Source organism: Bradyrhizobium sp. USDA 4472 (assembly GCF_054058595.1).
In genome coordinates, this window is sequence record NZ_JBSSAM010000001.1 from 1,577,601 (window position 1) to 1,595,518 (window position 17,918).

The following is a 17,918-nucleotide window of genomic DNA, read 5'->3' on the forward strand; positions in this document are numbered from 1 at the left end:
GCCGCACAATCCGTTGCAAAAGGGGCTGTGTTGAGGTCAGTTTGTCGTGAGTTTCCCGGGTAGCGCTAGCTGCGAAAACGGGGCCTGTATATCGTCTGCGTAGGAATCGGTTGCGTGCAGGCGTTCGACTTTCGAGAGGCCGGCGCGATCGAGCCGAATCTCAATTAGGCGATAACGAAAGCTGTTCCACGGGGGACAGTTCACCCGAGGGGTGCCACACAATGCGTGACTGTTTGAACCACCGTGCGGGCTTTGACCGTGTCTTGATGACGGTCGCAGCGACCTTCCTCACGGTATCGGCCGGCTCGGCGCTGGCGCAGGATCAGGCGCGCAGCAGCGCCGCCGAGCTTGCGATCGAAGCCGCGATCCCGCGCCCCGAGCCTGCAAACGTCCCGCCCCCCACCGCCTCCGACATCAAGCCCGACACCACCGCCACCATCCAGGACACGCCGAAGGAAGCCGCAACTGAGCCGGCGAAGGCCGGGGTAGCTCCGGCTGCGGAGAAGGTCGAGACCAAGCCGTCCGACGTCGCCACGACGCCCGCAGCCGACGCGCCGAAGAGCGAGACGGCCACCACCGAGCCTGCGAAGACCGAGCCCGCCAAATCCGAAGCCGCCAAATCCGAACCGGCCGAATCTGAAGCTGCGAAGGCCGACGCCGCCGCAGCCCCGGCGGCTGCTCCCGCCGCACCTGCAGCCGCAGCAGCAACGCCGGCCGCAGAGCCGGTGAAGGCCGCGAGCAACGTGCCCGCCGCCGACCAGCCGGTCGCCGAGAAGCTCAAGGACCTGATCAACGCCAAGACCTCGCGCCATTTCGAGCGCAAGAATGAGCGCGCCGCGATCGAGAAGTTTTACGGCGCCCGTGACTACGCGCCGGTCTGGACCCAAGCCGGCAGCCTGACGACTGCTGCCAAGGGCGTGATCGCTCGGCTGAAGGATGCCGCGTCCGACGGTCTCAATCCCGCCGATTATCCGGTGCCCGACTTCGCCGCCGCCACGACGCCCGATGCGCTCGCCGACGCCGAGCTGAAGCTCACTGCCAGCATGTTCGACTATGCACGGCAGGCGCAGAGCGGCCGCATGCACTGGTCCCAGGTCAGCGCCGACATCCAGTATCCCGAGCACCCGGTCGACCCTAACGAGGTGCTCGCCAAGGTCACGACCGCAGCCGACGCCTCAGCCGCGCTCGACAGCTACAACCCGCCGCAGAAGCTCTACAAGGAGCTGAAGGCAAAGCTCGCACAGCTCCGCGGCCAGGGCGACGGTCCGGCGATCGAGATTGCCGAGGGTCCCGCGCTGAAATACACGCCTGCCAGGGGCAAGAAGCAGGCTGAGATCGTCGTGCAGGATCCGCGCGTGCCGCAGCTCCGCGCCAAGCTCGGCATCTCCGAGAACGCCAGCGACGACCATTACGACGTAACGGTCGCCGAGGCCGTGCGCAAATTCCAGGACGGCGCCGAGATCAAGGCGACCGGCGTGCTCGACGCCCAGACTGTCAGGGCGATGAACAGCCCGAAGCGGGACAAGCAGATCGACACCGTGGTGGTGAACATGGAGCGCTGGCGCTGGCTGCCGCGCGACCTCGGCGCCCCCTCGTTGGGCGATGCCTATGTCATCCTCAACATTCCCGACTATACGCTGAAGGTGATGCAGCGCGGCCAGCAGGTCTGGACCACCCGCGTCGTCACCGGCAAGCCCGGTCAGCACGCCACACCGCTGCTGACCGAGACGATGAAGTACATCACGGTCAACCCGACCTGGAACGTGCCGCCATCGATCGTCTATGGCGAATATCTGCCGGCGCTCCAGCAGGACCCGACCGTGCTTCAGCGCATGGGCCTGAAGCTGGAGCAGAACCGCGACGGCTCGGTGCACATCTCGCAGCCGCCCGGCGAGGCCAACGCGCTCGGCCGCATCCGCTTCAACTTCCCGAACAAGTTCCTGGTCTATCAGCACGACACGCCGGACAAGTATTTGTTCGCCAAGGACGAGCGCGCCTTCAGCCATGGCTGCATGCGCGTGCAATATCCGGATCAGTACGCATCGGTGCTGCTCAACATCGCCATGCCGAACGAGCACTACACGCCGGAACGCGTGCGCGGCATGTACGGTTCGGGTGAGATCGATCTGAAATTCCCGACGCCGATCCCGGTCAACATCACCTACCAGACCGCGTTCGTGGACGACGGCGGCAAGCTGCAATTCCGCAAGGACGTCTACGGCCGCGACGCTACCATGATCAACATCCTGAAGAACAGCCGCGGCAAGGATCTCGAGAGCGTCGTTGCGCACTCGCAGCCGAGCTATTCGCGCCCGGCGACGACGCTGCCATCGGGCGTGGCGGTCGCCAACAATGGCGGCTCGTCCGGGCTGAACTTCTTCGAGCGCCTGTTCGGCGGTGGCGCCCCGGCCCAGCCGCCGGCTCCAATCGGCCGCCGGCGGGTGTTCACCCGCTGAGGCCAGGCCCGCTCCTCCTGAGATTCTTCAATGAAATCAGCGACCCCGTCCCATGGATGGGGTCGCTTAACTTTAACCATTCGTCATCCGTGTTCGGGCAGCGGGCGTTTTTTCGCCACACTCAGCCGCTTAGGATTGTGGTCTGGCTTGGTTTGGGGGCGGGAAGGTCAACCTCGGATTAACCTTCTCGCTTTAACAAAGCGTTCATCCTCTTTCGCGCGCTAACGGGGTTGGCGGGAGAGTTCATTTTGAACGCTCGTCGACTGGGTGGGCTCATACGTGCTGGCTGGTTTCGCACGCCAATTCGCTGCGTTGTCGTTGTCCCATGCGGGAGTGAAGGTCGGATCTCGGATCGGCCTCGCCTCGCTGCTGCTGCTCGCGGCTGCCGGTTCGGTTCACAACGCTGCCGCGTTGAACGAAACCAAGACGCTCTCCTTCCACCACACCCATTCCGGCGAAGACCTCACGGTCACCTTCAAGCGCGATGGCCGCTACGATGAAGCCGCGCTGAAGACGCTCAACCACTTCCTGCGCGACTGGCGCACCCAGGACGAGACGGTCATGGACCGTCACCTGTTCGACATTCTCTGGGAAGTCTATCGCGACGTCGACGGCAAGCAGCCGATCCAGATCATCTCCTCCTATCGCTCCCCCGCGACCAACGCGATGCTCCGCCGCCGTTCCGCCCATACCGGCGTGGCGCGCTTCAGCCAGCACATGCTGGGCCATGCGATGGACTTCTACATTCCCGGCGTGCCGCTGGAGCAGATCCGCTTCGCCGGCCTGCGCCTCCAGCGCGGCGGCGTCGGCTTCTACCCGACATCAGGCTCGCCCTTCGTGCATCTCGATACCGGCAACGTCAGGCACTGGCCGCGGATGACGCATGACCAGCTCGTCCGCGTCTTCCCGGACGGACGCACGGTCCATATCCCGAGCGACGGCACCCCGTTGAAGGGCTATGAGCTCGCCAAGGCGGACATCGAGCGCCGCGGCGGCGACGATGGCGCTGCGACCATCGGCAAGCCGAGCTTCTTCGCCGCCCTCTTCAGGGGAAAACAGGCCCCGGCGGCCAGCGCTGACGAGGACGACGAGGGCGCGCCCGCAATCACCGAGAAGCCGGCAGCACCGACCGGCGTCGCAGCCGCCACGAAGCCGGCCGATCCGGTGCCGACGCCCCGGGCCAAGCCGCACATCGCCGCCGCGATCCAGCTCGCCTCGGCGGACGCCCAACTCGCCGCTCCGCCCAAGCCGAAGCCCGAGCCGGTGGCTGACATGCCGGCAGGCAAGTTCGAGTCCCCTGCCGACATCATCAACGCCCGCGGCTTCTGGGATACCCCGCCCGCGCCGCAGCAGGCGACGCCAGCGCAGATCGCAGCCCTGAAGGCGCGCCAGGCGCTTGCCGCCGCCACTGATCCGCAGGCCACCGCAAGCGTCTCCAATGCCGCATACGAGGCGTTGGCGTTTGCACCGGCTTCCGCCTCGCCAGTCGACCGCGCTCGCGTCGTCGCCGCCTCGGCGCCGATCCCGCGCGGCGCACGACCCCTGTCCTTAGCCCGCAACGCCGCGCCGGCCACCGAGATCAATAGCGTCGTCGGCAAGAGCACCGACGGCATGATCGCCACCGCAACCCGGCTCTCCGCAGCCAAGGGCGAGAGCATCTGGCTCAAGATCGTGATGCTGTCGCCCAGCGCCAGCCGCGCGATGTCGGTGACGCTGATGGGTGAGCTCGATATGGCGGCGATGCGCGCCTATTTCGTCAAGCCGCAAGCTGTCATCGCGATGGGCTTTACCGACGATCCCATGCAGGGCCTGTCGTGCGACAGTTTCTCCGGTAGCGCCACCACCAAGCTCCCGACGACTTCGTTCATGATGCGCACCGCCTCGCTGCGCTGAGGCGTGAGGCGGATCACCTACCGCACCTTCCTGGCCCGCCGATCCAAATGATAGGTCAGCGCCAGCGACAGGCAGATCGATAGCTCCTGCTTCGGCAACTTGCCCGCAACGGGCAGCAACAGTGCCCTCGTCTGCCGAAATTCGAACTGACCGGGAAAGCGCTCGCGAAATGTGTCGACCAGCGTCGTCCTGCAATTGAAGAAAATGGCGGCGTGCTCGGAATCCTTCAGGCGGCCGAGCCGGATCGTCGAGCCGCTGCCGGACTCATCGGTCAGGTAAGCCGGCTCGCCCCATTTCAGCGTTTCGGTGAGTTGGCCGACTTCGTCATGCTTCGCCGCGGTCGCAAAGATCAAGTCGCGCACCTGAAGCAGCCGCTTGCTGATCGGCGCCGGAAAGGCGTCGAAGGCACGGTTGACCTCTCGCGGTAGCGGCGGCGCAGTCACTGGCGTCTCCGTTCACAAACGAAGTGCAACAAGCCCTGTTGCAACAGGGACAATGCTGTCGCTTCCCGGGGCTACGGCAGCAGTGAGTGAGGCGCAAAACGCCTCAGAGCATCCCCAGCGCCTGCATATAGGTCTCGAGAATGGTCTCGGCCTCGGCGCGTTCGTTAGGATCCTGCTTGCGCATACGCACGATCGTGCGCAATGCCTTGACGTCGTAGCCGTTGCCCTTGCTCTCGGCATAGACGTCGCGGATGTCGTCGGAGATGGCCTTCTTCTCTTCCTCCAGCCGCTCGATGCGCTCGATGATGGATTTGAGCTGGTCCTTGGCAAATTTCGTCGCGGGCTCATCGTCGCGGACGGCGGCGGAGGTGGCCATCTTGGTACTCCCAATGGAACTGGCAAAACGAGGTGACGCCGGCATCCTCACCGCGCGTGCTGGCTAGACCCTTAGGGTTCGGACCTGTCACGTTCAAGCAAGCATCGCGCTCGTCCACAGCGCGCCCACACCTTCCTGCGGGGGCGCAGAGAAAGCTGTTGTGTGGTGCGACTCAAGCCGCTTCTCGGACAGTCCCTCAATGATTGTGGGGATGGACCTTCTTCATCGCCTCAAGCTGCCCGGGCGTTGCCGTGCCCTGGTACTTCGACTTCCAGGTCTCGTAGGGCATGCCGTAGACGGCTTCCCGGCTCTCGTCCTTGCTCAGCACGACGCCTCGTGCGTCGGCGGCGTCCTTGAACCAGTTGGACAGGCAGTTGCGGCAGAAGCCGGCCAGATTCATCAGATCGATGTTCTGGACGTCGGTTCGCGTCTTGAGATGGTCCACAAGGCGACGGAAAGCGGCCGCCTCGAGCTCAGTTCTGGTTTTGTCGTCGATTGCCATGGCTGGACCTCGCGGCTTGCCCTCGATGATGGTTACCCTTACGGGATCAGGTAGGGTCCTGTCACAGATTTTGCCATATCGCGGCGCAAACGGCCGGCTGAGCCATCGTAGGGCAGTTGCCCTGCCCCTACGCCAAATCGTCAATCATCTGGTATACGTTCCGCGACAATGATCGCCGAATCTCCTCGCCCCCTCCTTCGCCTGCTCGCCCGGTTGGTCCCGGTGCTGGTCGTTGCCTTGCTGTGCTTCTGGACCAGCCCGGCTTCGGCCGACTTCCGGCTCTGCAACAACACCTCAAGCCGGGTCGGTATCGCGCTCGGCTACAAGGACGCCGAGGGCTGGACCACCGAGGGCTGGTGGAACATCTCGTCCCGCGCGTGCGAGACCCTGCTCAGGGGGACGCTCGTCGCCCGGTACTACTACATCTACGGGATCGACTATGACCGCGGCGGCGAATGGTCGGGGCAGGCCTTCATGTGCTCGCGCGACAAGGAATTCACCATCCGCGGCACCGAGGACTGCCTGGCGCGCGGCTACGACCGGACCGGCTTTTTCGAGGTCGATACGGGCGAGCAGCGGGCCTGGACGGTTCAACTCACCGACGCCAACGAGCAGCCTGCGCAACCCCGCGTACCCGGCATGCCCGGCCCTGTCGGCCCTGGTGGCGGCGTGCCCGGTTTGCCCAATAGTCCGCCCGGTGGTACGCCCCCCGCCGCACCTGGGCTCCCGCCAGCCCCCTCGCCACCGTCTGGGAATAAGCCATGAGGCGTCTTCGTCGTATCAAGATTCTCGCAACCCTCGGACCTGCCTCTTCGGATCTCGCAATGATCCGCCGCCTGTTCGAGGCCGGCGCCGACGTGTTCCGCATCAATATGAGCCACACCCCGCATGACAAGATGCGGGAGCTGGTGGCGACGATCCGCAATGTCGAGAGCAGCTACGGCCGCCCGATCGGCATCCTCGTCGACCTCCAGGGCCCGAAGCTCCGGCTCGGTGCATTTGCTGAAGGCGCGGTCCAGCTCCAGAACGGGCAGACCTTCACGCTCGATTCCGACAAGACACCGGGCGACGCCACGCGCGTCAATCTTCCCCACCCGGAGATCCTGGCTGCGCTGCGGCCCGGCCACGCGCTGCTGCTCGACGACGGCAAGGTGCGCCTGATCGCCGAGGAGACCACGAAGGAGCACGCGGTGACCCGCGTTGTGGTCGGCGGCAAGATGAGTGACCGCAAGGGCGTCAGCCTTCCGGATACCGACCTGCCGGTCTCGGCGATGACCCCGAAGGACCGTGCCGACCTCGAGGCCGCGTTGGCTACCGGCGTCGACTGGATCGCGCTGTCCTTCGTGCAGCGCGCCGACGACGTGCTGGAGGCCAAGAAGATGATCCGCGGCCGCGCCGCGGTGATGGCCAAGATCGAGAAGCCGCAGGCAATCGACCGCCTTGCCGACATCATCGAGGCCTCCGACGCGCTGATGGTGGCGCGCGGCGACCTCGGCGTCGAGCTGCCGCTGGAGCGCGTGCCGAGCCTGCAGAAGCAGATGACGCGCATGGCGCGCCGCGCCGGCAAGCCGGTGGTGGTCGCAACCCAGATGCTGGAATCGATGATCCAGGCGCCGGTGCCGACCCGCGCCGAAGTCTCCGACGTCGCCACCGCCGTCTATGAGGGCGCCGACGCCATCATGCTGTCGGCGGAATCGGCGGCCGGCAAATTCCCGGTCGAGGCGGTCTCGACCATGAACCGCATCGGCGAGGAGGTCGAGCGCGACCCGACTTACCGGTCCGTGATCACCGCCCAGCGCCCCGCGCCGGAATCAACGGCGGGCGACGCCATCGCCGACGCCGCGCGGCAGATCGCCGAGACACTCGACCTGCCGGCCCTGATCTGCTGGACCAGCTCCGGCTCGACCGCGACGCGCGTGGCGCGCGAGCGGCCGAAGCCGCCGGTCGTGGCGATCACGCCGAACATCACCGCCGGCCGCCGGCTCGCCGTCGTCTGGGGCGTGCATTGCGTGGTGGCCGAGGATGCGCGCGATCAGGACGACATGGTGAGCCGCGCCGGCCAGATCGCCTTCCGCGACGGCTTCGTCCGCGCCGGCCAGCGCGTGATCATCGTCGCCGGCGTGCCCCTCGGCATTCCCGGCACCACCAACATGGTGCGTATCGCTTCCGTCGGCCCCGAGGGCGACGCCAATATTTGAGGCGGCCGGCACCCTGCCGATCAAAATGCGAAAACAACCCCATGCACCGTAGCCCGCCGGTGCGACCTAGCGCTTCGGCTTGTGGATCACCATCCGGCCCTGTGAAGCAATGCCGCCCCATTCGGCGGACCAGCTGACTTCCAAGGGGGAGGATGATCCCTCGACGCCCCCGCGATCCCACCCGCCTTGCAGCGCGAACAGGGCGCCTTGGGGGTCGACGCATCGCACGATCCAGCCGCCATCGGGCAACGCGATGGGATGCTGAAGTACCCGGCCTCCGCCATCATGGACCCGCCGGGCCGCCGCGCCGATGTCCTCGACATTGAAATAATGAAGCCAACACGCCTGCGGTACGCTCGGCAGCTTGGTGAGCATGCCGCCGATCGTCTCCCCGGCCACCGAAAACAATTCGTACACGCTTGCCGGGTCCGCTTCAGCGGAGGCCTGCTGCCAGCCGAGAAGCTTGCGGTAAAACGGGAAGACCTTGCTTCGATCTTCGGCCAGCAACTCGTGCCAGCCTACGCGCCCGGGCTGTTCCAACGCGCTATGTTGCGATTGGCGATATGTCAGCCCGGTGACCAGCGCGAACGTCGCTCCTTGCGGATCGGCGACCACCGCGATACGGCCGATATTGCTGTCGGTCGCCGAGACCAGAATCGCGCCCCCGAGCCGGCGGATTTGTGCGACACGCGCATCCATGTCGTCGACCGCGACGTAGCCGAGCCATCTCGGCGTTGCTCCCATGCGCACCCCTTCTTCGGGGAGATCCATGAGGCCCACGGTCGGAGTGCCGCCTGCAGTCAGCAGCGTGTAGGCCAGTTCAGGGCTCGAGGCATCTTTCTCCGCCCAGCCGACCACGCCGGCGTAAAAAGCAGATGCCGACCGCATATCCGTCGTCAGGAGCTCATACCAAACGAAGCATCCGAGTTGATCGACCACGCTAGTGTTCCCGTTCGGAGGGACGGACGCTTGCGCACTGCATCATGCGTCACTGCCCACTGGCATCGACAGGAATTTGCAGCAATGCCATTCATGAAGATGAATGCAATCTGAACGAGCCCCATTCCGTTTCGTGTTCACGTCAATCTTGCCCGCTCTGATTGCTCGGCGTACGATCATTGCAGAAGATCGTTCTTCGGATCATGGAGGATGCGGCCATGCAACGAACGAAGCAAGCTTCGAAAAACAAGCGAATGACCAAAGCCGCAGTACCGGCGCTCGGATTCGCCGGACTGACTTTTTCGATGGCCGGAAGCGCGATGGCATCCGCGGTGCCGGCGGACGAGCCGCAACAACGATTGAATTTTACGCCCGGCCAGTTCAGTGCGCTCAGCGAGGAAGAACTCGCCGACGTCAATCTCGCGACCTTCCATCTTGCCTTTGACGAAAAAACCGTCAGCGGCGTGCTGCTTGCGCGCGGATGCGGTGGTTGTCGCGGCTGCGGAGGCTGCAGAGGGTGTGGCGGCTGCCGAGGCTGTGCAGGTTGCCGAGCCTGTCGCTGCGGCGTCGGTTGCGGCGGCTGTGGCGGCTGCGGTGTTGGCTGGATCGGCGTCCCGTTGCCAGTAGCCTGCACGGGGTGCTGCGCCTCGTGGGGCCGTTGCCGCTGGTGCTAGGCTTGAGCATCTGACTCGACATCGACATCGCGCAATTGCGTTGGCCGGGCTCGCACGCGACCCGGCCAATTTGCTGTCCCGGCCTCCGCGTTCGCTTCGCCTCCCTGCTCGGCTTGCCGACGGCGAACGAGTGTGTTCCAACTCATATCGAGCAATCCGGTAGTGCTCGACACAAGTCGGGCCGGCAAGGCGTTCGTCGTACACCAACGATCGCAGAAGACGCAAACAGGATCAGCGTGCGACCCCGATGACTGTCAAGCGAAAGAGCCGCACCGCCAAGCCGACCCGCAAGAACGTTCTGCGTTTCGCGCCAAACTTCACGGCCTACCTGCTGCCCCCCAATGTGGTCTGTCTCTATTCTGAGAACCGCAAGTTCTTCCTGCACGGTGATCTCTATTGCGCCGTGGCGAACGTAATCGGGAGGAACGGCACGACTGCGCCGGAGATCGTCCGCCAGCTCTCGAAGAGTTTTTCCGTCCCCGAGATCGAGGAAGCGATCCGGCGGCTGCTCGAGCGCCGCTACGTCATCAGCGGAGCACCGCACGCCTACGCAGGCGCCGTTGATGGTTATTGGGCGAGCCTCGGCCTGCCTCCGGAGGTCGCCGAAGAGCACCTGCGAAATTGGCCTGTGCGCGTCGAATCGATCGATGTCAAAGGCGCGCGTGAACTGAGCGCGGCATTGGGCAAGCTCGGGGTTCACATCGCCAAGCGGGCCCCCAGGCTCGTCGTCACGCTGGTGAACGACTACCTCGAACCGCGACTCGCCGAACTGAACGGGGAGCGCGTCACCGCCGGGACGCCCTGGGTGCTGGTCCAGCCCTCCGGCGTCTTTCCATTGGTGGGGCCGGTGTTCAAGCCGGGCGAGAGCGCCTGCTGGACCTGCCTGCACGATCGCATGATCCGCAATCGCGAGATCAAGGGATTTCTCGACCGCAGGGCGGCGCGAGCGCTTGCAATATCACCACTGGTCAGCGACGCCGTCGGCGAGACCGCGATCCACTTCGCTGCTGTTGAGATCGCGAAGGCAATTGCCTCCGGATTTCGTACTGATCTGAGCGATCACCTCGCAAGCTTCGACATGACCGGGGCTGCCATCGCCAAGCACTACGTCGCGAAGCGCCCGCAGTGCTCGACATGCGGCAGCAAGAAGCTCCGGAATCCGCGGCGTGCAGCGGTGCCGATCGAGCTTGCCGAGGGCAGAAAGCTCATCATGACCAGCGGCGGGTACCGCACCGTGACGTCTCGAGCGACCGTGGCGCGATTTCGCAAACACGTCAGCCCGCTGACCGGGGTGGTGTCGCGGCTCGAGCGGATCGAGGCGGATCTACCGATGAACACCAATTTTTTTGCGCACCACAATTTCTCTGCGCCGGCCTGGAACGTCGATCAGCTCAGGTCCGGCCTGAGCGGCGGCAGCTTCGGCAAGGGCTCCACGGCCGAGCAGGGCGAGGCCAGTGCGCTGATGGAGGCGATCGAGCGCTATTCGGGCATCTTCCAGGGCGACGAGATCAGGACGACGCGCCGCTTTGCCGATTTTGCTACCGGTGACGCTCTTCTTCCCAACGACATCCAGTTCTTCAGCAACACGCAGTTTCAAAACAGGCACGTCCCTCAGCCGGACGATTCACATCCGGTTCCCGAACCGTTCGATCCCGCGACCAAGACCGAGTGGTCGCCGGTCTGGTCGCTGCGCGACAAGCGTTTCAAATATCTTCCGACCGGCCTGCTGTATTTCTTCTATGGCGGCTTCCACACGGATTCCAACGGATGCGCGGCCGGCAATACCCGCGAGGAGGCCATCGTTCAAGGCTTCCTCGAACTGGTCGAACGCGACGCCTACGCGATCTGGTGGTACAACCGCGTTCGACGTGCGGAAGTCGATCTCACACAATTCGAAGATTCCTACGTTCGCGATCTGCAGCGCCAGTTTGCCGACGCGGGGCGCCGGCTGTGGGTGCTGGACATCACCAGTGATCTCGGCATTCCTTCCTATGTTGCGATCATGCACTGGATACAAAACGGGCACGAGAACATCGAGTTTGGCTCAGGCTCGCATTTCGATCGCCGCATAGCCCTGCTGCGTTCTCTCACCGAGCTGACCCAGTTCATGTCGATTGGCATGATGGGCGGCGGCAGCGGCGAGAAGCCGTCCCTGGATGGCGTCACGCCGCTGCGACTGGACGATTATCCTTTCCTGACTCCCAGCGAAAATCCGGTCGTCCCGCCGGCGCCTGACATCAAGCTTCACGACAATACGCGTGACCAGGTCAATGCCTGCGTCGACACCGCAGTCCGAGCCGGATACGATTTTCTCGTGCTCGACCAGACGCGGCCCGACGTCGAGGTCCCCGTCGTGAGAGTGCTCGTCCCGGGCTTGCGGCATTTCTATCGCCGCTTCGGACCCGGCCGGCTTTACGATGTGCCGGTGAAGCTTGGGCTGCTGGAGCGCCCGCGCCTGGAAAGCGAACTGACGCCGTTCCTGCCGCACACTTGAAGGCTGCTTGCGTGCGCATTCCCCGGAAAAAACCGCCCAGGAAAGTCATACCCATCATCGCCGCCCGGCTGAACGGCCGTTTCTCCCTTCACATGCAGGCCGACGGAAGCATTGCCGCGGTGTCCGGCAATTATTCGCTCAACCTCGGACAATTCAGCGTCGCCGCGATCGAGCGCGCAGGCCCCCTCGCCACTGGGTTTCCGCTCGCCTCCCTTGCCGGCAAGAGTGTCCTCACGAGGCAGGTTGATGCTCTTGTGCGGCGATTGGCGCGTCACGGGCTGCTAGACTATCGCCTGTTCTCGTCCAGTAATGCCCAGGACGTGGTTGTCATCGAGCCACAGGTCGCCGAATACTGGCCGGAGCCCACAAAGCTATCGAACGACGACACCCTCGCGTTGTCGCGCTTCGCCTATCTGAGACGGCGCGGCAACGAAATGGTACTGGAATCGCCGCGCGCTGGCGCGCTGTTCCGGATTTGCGATCCCGCCGTCGCCGCCACGCTGGCGACCCTGTCGCAGCCACAAAAGATCAGCAGGCTTCGCAGGCAATGGGCTTCCCTGAACGTCCACTTGCTCGGGTTGCTGCTCGACAGCGGGATGCTGATCAAGCTCGATGCGACAAACGGAGGCGGCCATCGAGCGAACGAAGGCGACCGCGATCTGGCTCTCTGGGATTTCCACGATCTTGTGTTCCATACGCGGAGCACGGAGGGCCGGCATACCAATCCGCTCGGTGGCACATACCCGCATGCGGGGGCTGTTCCGCCACTGCCCGCCGTGCGTCCGCCCTGGCCAGGCAAGAGGATCGCCCTCGGCAAATTCGCCTCGCCGGAACTGGCGTCGCCCTTCGCGAAACTGCTACGCGCGCGCCGTTCAGTACGGGATTTCGACGATCAGCATCCGGTCACGCGCGACGAGCTCTCGCGGTTTCTCGACACCACGGCCCACGTGCTGTCGGAATGGAAGAGCGGCGCAGATGTCGAGGGTATCCCGGAGGTCACGTACACCTCGAGGCCGTATCCGGCCGCAGGCAGTGCGTATGAGCTGGAGTTGTATCTGGCGGTCTCAAACTGCGAAGGTCTGGCACGCGGATTTTACCACTACGACGCGGGAGGCCACGCGCTCGTCGCGCTCGACGCTTCCGCCGAGCAACTCCGGGCGCTTGTGACGGCGGCCGAATTTTCCATGGACGCATCCGCGCCGCCGCAGATCCTGATCACGATCGCCGCACGGTTCGGCAGGGTTTCCTGGAAATACAGCTCGATCGCCTATTCGCTGATCCTGAAGGATGTCGGCTGCATGATCCAGACGTTCTACCTGGCGGCGGCCGACATGGGCCTTGGTGGCTGCGCCATCGGCACCAGCAATATTGAACTGTTTGCAAGAATGACGGGACTCGAATTCCACATCGAGAGCCCGGTTGGCCAGTTCGCGCTTGGACGGAGCGCGAAGCGGCCAATCCCGACCTAGAGCCTTTTGATCCATCGGCTCAGCCCACAGCCCTGATCGCAGCGGCGTTTTCAGGCCCCAACCAGCGCTTTGGTCGTCGGCAGCAGCGTCTGCTGCACCACCAGACCCCTGGCGCGGGCGTCCATGACGCCGACGGCGCGCAGCGCCAGCAGCGTCACGGTCTGGACCGCGTCGCGCATCTTGGCGGGATCCTCGAGATTGTCGGGCGCCAGCGGCCCGACCAGCGCTTCGTGCAGGGCGCCGAGCAGAGCGGTCGCGGCAAGCGACGTGTCCTGGGCGGGCAGATGGCCGGCCCGGACCGCCGCATCGATCCGGGCGGCGATCTCCCCGGCGATCTCGCGGCGGCTGGCCAGCCTGGAGGCACTCACGTCCACATCGACGGGTTCAGCCAGAATTCCCCAGGCCAACCGGCGCTGCGAGAGCGTGTGGACCGCCACGGTGGTCACGGCCGCCGCCAGCGCAGAGGACGGCCCTGGCGCGGCATCGGCCGCGCGCCGGATCGCCGCCAGCTCGTCGCGGGAGACCTCGGAAATCAGTTCCGAGATCAGCTCGGCTTTGGAGGGGAAGTAGCGATAGACGGTTCCGGCGGCCACATTGGCCCTGATAGCTACCGGCGCGATCTGCACCGCCGCCATGCCACCTTCGGCTGCGGCTTCCCTTGCCGCCGCCAGGATGGCGCTGCGCCGAGCCGCAAGGCGCTTAACCACTTGATGCGTCCGCCTATAAACCATGGCGCGCTTCCCATCCCACACGCCTGCCGCACGCCGCGGCCGAGCGCTTCGTCACTGCAATCGAGCAAATCGTCCCTGAAGGACTGAACAACTATTCAGGAGGGATGACAAGAAGCAAATGCATCGGCGTGCATTGCATCATCGAGGTCGCTGGCGGAGGCGCTACATCAGCGCAATCTGGACACTGAGCGCCGCACCTCTGAAGGGACGATCTTCAGGGCCACCTTGTCCGTGACCGATCCCCCAGCGCTCGGGCCACGACAGACCTTCCACCCCGCGCGCCGTCGCCGCGTTGAAGGACGACCACCTGGCATCCTCGTGGTGACGATACAAGAGACCGCCCGGCCCCATGTCCGGATAGATCCTGACGTGGATATCAAACGGCGCATCCACGGCAAGGTCGGGGCCGATCCAATACGCCGGACTGCGCCCTGGATCGCGACCGACAATCACGGTCAGGGTTTGCGCAGGCCCGCGAAGTCCAAGCCAGATGGGTGCAATCGCGCCGGGCCCGAAAGCCGTGAAGATCGTCTGCGCCGATGCGGCATCGATCGTCGCGCTCTGCCCGGTCAGTCTCAGCTCGATGCTGGCTCCGCTCCGGACAGGTCCGCTGAACAGCGCCTCGGCTTCGCCGGACGGCAGCGCCGCCCACCGGTTCGGATCAGGATCAGGTACCGGCCATTCCAGCCTTTCTCTGACCGCACCATTGGTATCGAGCACCTGATAGCGCAGGCCGTGCGTATCGAGCGCGGCCTGCACACAATGGAGATATTCGACATCCTCGGGCATTCGGTGTGCCGTTCCGGCACCCGCAGTGCAGATCTGCAGGACGCCACGATGCGCCTGCACATCGAAGGCCAGGATGTGGCTGCACAGATAGGCCAGCACGTTTTCGTTCACGAGGATATCCCAGAACGGCCGCGCGTATTCGTGGCCGATCTCGCGTTGATATGCGCCGGAAAAGCCGTTGACGGGAAACACCGGGTGATGACCGATGACGAGCTTGTGCCTGATATCGCCGTGCTGCTTCAGCGTCGCCTCGAGCCATTCGATTTCGACATGTCCCTCGCCGCCGAGGCCGCTCCACAGCGTGTTGACGAACACCATCAGAAGGTCGCCGCGCTGCACGAAGTAGGAGAGACCTGATTGCCCTGACGGTCCGTTGTCGGGCAGATCGAGAACGCTGCGAAACACGGTTTCGCTCATCACATCGTAGGTCGTGTGATTGCCGGACGTGTGCCACATGGGAATGGCGACACGGTCCAGCCATGCCATTTCCGTATCCAGCCAATATCGCCACTGCGCGCGAAGAGCGTCCGCATCCGGCGTCAGGCCGATGATTTCATCGCCCGGAAAGACGATGAACTCAGGCTGCGGTCGCAGGCGTTGGACGACGGCGTTGACCGCGGCGAAGGTCTTTTCGTGCAATGCGCCAGGCACGCCCGAGCAGGAGTCACCATACAGCAGAAACTGGTGGCCCTCGCCGCGCGGCAACAGCGCGGAGATGGAATCTTTCACCGATCAGCGACCTTCCATTGCAAACGTCCGATGGAAGAATGGCAATTTCCGAAAGCGGGAGCAACGCGCAAAAATCGATCGAAGCCGCAACTCCCGCAGATGCGTTCTCTGCCGAGATGCACGCCCCAAACAAGAAGAGCCCCATCCGAGGACGGGGCTCTTTGAACTCAGAGATCGTCTCAGCTTACTTGAGGCTGGACGAGATCGAACCGAACTTGGTGTTCAGCGAGGTGCCGAGCTGGTTGACGACGGTGATGATCGCGAGAGCGATACCAGCGGCGATCAGGCCGTATTCGATGGCGGTAGCGCCGGATTCGTCCTTCACGAAACGCGAAACGAGGTTCTTCATAGACTGCTCCAAAGGATTCACGTGGCTTCAACTGGTCCGGTCTTTTCGGCTTCCCAGCGCCGCCCGACCATGGAACCGAACGTAGAGGCAAAGACTTGCACCGCAGTTAATTCGACTGCGCAAACATGGAACGGATTGCATGTATTCGTCGATGGTAAACCGAAATCTAAAACAACCGGTTAAATTGCGCGGACACACGGAAGGGTCCCGTCCGGACGCGTTTGCTTGACGCGCACCGGTATCCGCTTCGCTCGCAAACGCTTTGGGTAGCCCCGCTGATTTACTGGAAGTTATGACCGCCGTGGTCCAATGCCGCCCGCGCGATCAACCCGATAAGAACACCACGAGGCGGCATGTCTCTTTCCTTCACCAACAGCATCGCAGTGCAGAGCCGCGCTCGCGCGCTGGTGCCGCTGTGTGTCGGCGCAGGCGCCTATCTGTTCTTCCTTTATATCGGCGACACGCTGCTTCAGGATTCCGACTCGTTCTGGCAGATCAAGATCGGTCAGTGGATTCTCGACCATCACGCCCTGCCCTATACCGACATCTATTCGTTCACACGGTTTGGCGAGCCCTGGATCTCGACGTCGTGGCTGTCGCAAATCCTGTTCTCGATCTCCTACACGCAATGGGATTGGGCGGGGCCGGTGATCCTCACCGCGCTCGGGATCGCCGCATCCGCAGCGATCCTGGTTCATCTGCTCGATGCGCATCTCGAGATCCCGCGCTCGGTGCTGTTTGCGATGCTCGCGGTGCTGCTGTCGCTGCATCACGTCCTGGCGCGGCCGCATATCCTGGCACTGCCGGTGATGATCGCCTGGGTCGGCGTGCTGATGAATGCGGCCGACCGCAAGGCCACGCCGTCCTGGGTCTGGCTGCCGCTGATGTCGCTGTGGGCGAATTTGCATGGCGGCTTCGTGCTCGGCCTCGCGCTGATCGGCCCGATCGCGCTGGAGGCGATCTGGACGCTGGATTCCGGCAAGCAGATCCGGCTGCTCGCGCGCTGGTTCCTGTTCGGTGTCGCCGCCACGGCGGCTGCCTGCGTCACTCCCTATGGCTGGCGCACGCTGCTGGGCGCGACCAACATCCTCAATCTCGGCGAGCTGCTGTCCGTCATCTCGGAATGGATGCCGGCGAATTTCGCCTCGTTCTCCGCATTCGAGGCCGCGATCCTCGGACTGATCGCACTCGGCCTGTTTCGCGGCCTCACGCTGTCGCCGCCACGCATTCTGCTGATCGTGCTCTTCACCTGGATGGGGCTCACGCATGTCAGGAGCATCGAGGCCTTTGCCTTCCTGGTGCCGCTGGCGCTGGCCAAGCCTCTCGGCGAAAGACCGCCGCTGCCGCAAACGGACGCACAAGGTCGTGAGAAGGCCGCCGAGAGCTGGGCGGCGCGCTACGTCACAATCACTGCCGCGCTGATGATCGCGGCTGCGGCCTGGACCTCGACCTCGATCTACATGTCGCATCACCGGTTCACCTTCACGATGGACCAGACGCCCGTCGCTGCCGTCGACCTGCTCCAGCAACGCAAGGCGCAGCGCATCTTCAACGCCTACCAGTTCGGCGGCTATCTGATCTCGCGCGACATGCCCGTGTTCATCGACGGCCGCGCCGAACTCTATGGCGAGACCTTCGTGATGGATTTCTTCAAGGGGGTCGAGGTCAAGAAGCTCGACAATCTGACGCGGCTGCTCGATGAGTACAAGATCGACGCCACGCTGATGGTGGCCGACAGCCCGGCCGCCCAGGTGCTCGATCACATCAAGGGCTGGAAGCGGCTCTATGGCGACAACATCGCCGTGATCCATGTGCGTGATGGCGCAACGGGCGCGGGCAACACGCCCGTGCCGACCCAATCGAACTGAGACGCCCG

The 17,918-nt window shown here is 64.3% G+C and carries 15 protein-coding genes; 8 read left to right on the forward strand and 7 right to left on the reverse strand.

Annotation, left to right across the window (positions count from 1 at the left end):
* The first annotated feature begins 221 nt into the window (after positions 1–221).
* Together ACVWZ4_RS07075 and ACVWZ4_RS07080 are read left to right on the forward strand one after the other, a co-directional pair.
* A complete protein-coding gene (locus tag ACVWZ4_RS07075) occupies positions 222–2,456 on the forward strand; it encodes a L,D-transpeptidase scaffold domain-containing protein (RefSeq protein ID WP_456736222.1) in 2,235 nt (744 codons plus the stop codon).
* Positions 2,457–2,723: 267 nt separating this feature from the next.
* Positions 2,724–4,349: a DUF882 domain-containing protein gene (locus ACVWZ4_RS07080; protein ID WP_456790066.1), complete on the forward strand. Its 1,626-nt coding sequence runs from the start codon at positions 2,724–2,726 to the stop codon at positions 4,347–4,349.
* Positions 4,350–4,366: 17 nt separating this feature from the next.
* On the opposite strand, the gene ACVWZ4_RS07085 is transcribed toward ACVWZ4_RS07080, so the two are convergent.
* From ACVWZ4_RS07085 to ACVWZ4_RS07095, 3 genes are all read right to left on the reverse strand, one after another.
* Positions 4,367–4,792 carry a DUF1801 domain-containing protein gene (locus tag ACVWZ4_RS07085; protein ID WP_456739972.1) on the reverse strand — a complete coding sequence of 142 codons (426 nt, stop codon included), beginning with the start codon at positions 4,790–4,792 and terminating at the stop codon, positions 4,367–4,369.
* Between the two features lie 103 nt (positions 4,793–4,895).
* The gene (locus ACVWZ4_RS07090) at positions 4,896–5,168 is read right to left on the reverse strand and encodes a DUF2312 domain-containing protein (RefSeq protein WP_014492426.1); all 273 of its coding nucleotides are present in this window, start codon (positions 5,166–5,168) and stop codon (positions 4,896–4,898) included.
* 196 nt (positions 5,169–5,364) lie between these two features.
* The gene (locus ACVWZ4_RS07095) at positions 5,365–5,670 is read right to left on the reverse strand and encodes a DUF1244 domain-containing protein (RefSeq protein WP_456739973.1); all 306 of its coding nucleotides are present in this window, start codon (positions 5,668–5,670) and stop codon (positions 5,365–5,367) included.
* A 168-nt stretch (positions 5,671–5,838) separates the two neighbouring features.
* Here ACVWZ4_RS07095 and ACVWZ4_RS07100 point away from each other — a divergent pair, with 168 nt between their 5' ends.
* Together ACVWZ4_RS07100 and pyk are read left to right on the forward strand one after the other, a co-directional pair.
* Entirely contained in the window at positions 5,839–6,435 is a 597-nt protein-coding gene (locus tag ACVWZ4_RS07100; protein ID WP_456701328.1) for a DUF1036 domain-containing protein, read from the forward strand.
* The gene (gene pyk, locus ACVWZ4_RS07105) at positions 6,432–7,868 is read left to right on the forward strand and encodes a pyruvate kinase (RefSeq protein ID WP_456701327.1); all 1,437 of its coding nucleotides are present in this window, start codon (positions 6,432–6,434) and stop codon (positions 7,866–7,868) included. Before ACVWZ4_RS07100 ends, pyk begins: the two co-directional genes overlap by 4 nt.
* 66 nt (positions 7,869–7,934) lie before the next feature.
* On the opposite strand, the gene ACVWZ4_RS07110 is transcribed toward pyk, so the two are convergent.
* Positions 7,935–8,807, reverse strand: coding sequence for a VOC family protein (locus ACVWZ4_RS07110; protein ID WP_456739974.1), 873 nt, complete (start codon positions 8,805–8,807; stop codon positions 7,935–7,937).
* 179 nt (positions 8,808–8,986) lie between these two features.
* On the opposite strand from ACVWZ4_RS07110, the gene ACVWZ4_RS07115 reads away from it, so the two are divergent.
* The 3 genes from ACVWZ4_RS07115 (at position 8,987) to ACVWZ4_RS07125 (ending at position 13,444) form a co-directional block, all read left to right on the forward strand.
* Positions 8,987–9,481 (forward strand): hypothetical protein, encoded by a 495-nt coding sequence (locus ACVWZ4_RS07115; RefSeq protein ID WP_456739975.1) that lies wholly within the window; start codon positions 8,987–8,989, stop codon positions 9,479–9,481.
* A 247-nt stretch (positions 9,482–9,728) separates the two neighbouring features.
* Entirely contained in the window at positions 9,729–11,975 is a 2,247-nt protein-coding gene (locus ACVWZ4_RS07120) for a TOMM precursor leader peptide-binding protein (protein ID WP_456763477.1), read from the forward strand.
* 92 nt (positions 11,976–12,067) lie between these two features.
* Positions 12,068–13,444, forward strand: coding sequence for a SagB family peptide dehydrogenase (locus ACVWZ4_RS07125; protein ID WP_456742188.1), 1,377 nt, complete (start codon positions 12,068–12,070; stop codon positions 13,442–13,444).
* Positions 13,445–13,494: 50 nt separating this feature from the next.
* On the opposite strand, the gene ACVWZ4_RS07130 is transcribed toward ACVWZ4_RS07125, so the two are convergent.
* From ACVWZ4_RS07130 to ACVWZ4_RS07140, 3 genes are all read right to left on the reverse strand, one after another.
* Positions 13,495–14,175, reverse strand: a complete 681-nt coding sequence (locus ACVWZ4_RS07130; protein ID WP_194479640.1) for a helix-turn-helix domain-containing protein — start codon at positions 14,173–14,175, stop codon at positions 13,495–13,497.
* A gap of 162 nt (positions 14,176–14,337) precedes the next feature.
* Positions 14,338–15,693: a metallophosphoesterase family protein gene (locus tag ACVWZ4_RS07135; RefSeq protein ID WP_456739976.1), complete on the reverse strand. Its 1,356-nt coding sequence runs from the start codon at positions 15,691–15,693 to the stop codon at positions 14,338–14,340.
* Between the two features lie 184 nt (positions 15,694–15,877).
* A complete protein-coding gene (locus ACVWZ4_RS07140; protein ID WP_092227186.1) occupies positions 15,878–16,042 on the reverse strand; it encodes a Flp family type IVb pilin in 165 nt (54 codons plus the stop codon).
* Between the two features lie 353 nt (positions 16,043–16,395).
* On the opposite strand from ACVWZ4_RS07140, the gene ACVWZ4_RS07145 reads away from it, so the two are divergent.
* Positions 16,396–17,910, forward strand: a complete 1,515-nt coding sequence (locus ACVWZ4_RS07145) for a hypothetical protein (protein WP_456736229.1) — start codon at positions 16,396–16,398, stop codon at positions 17,908–17,910.
* Positions 17,911–17,918 lie beyond the last annotated feature (8 nt).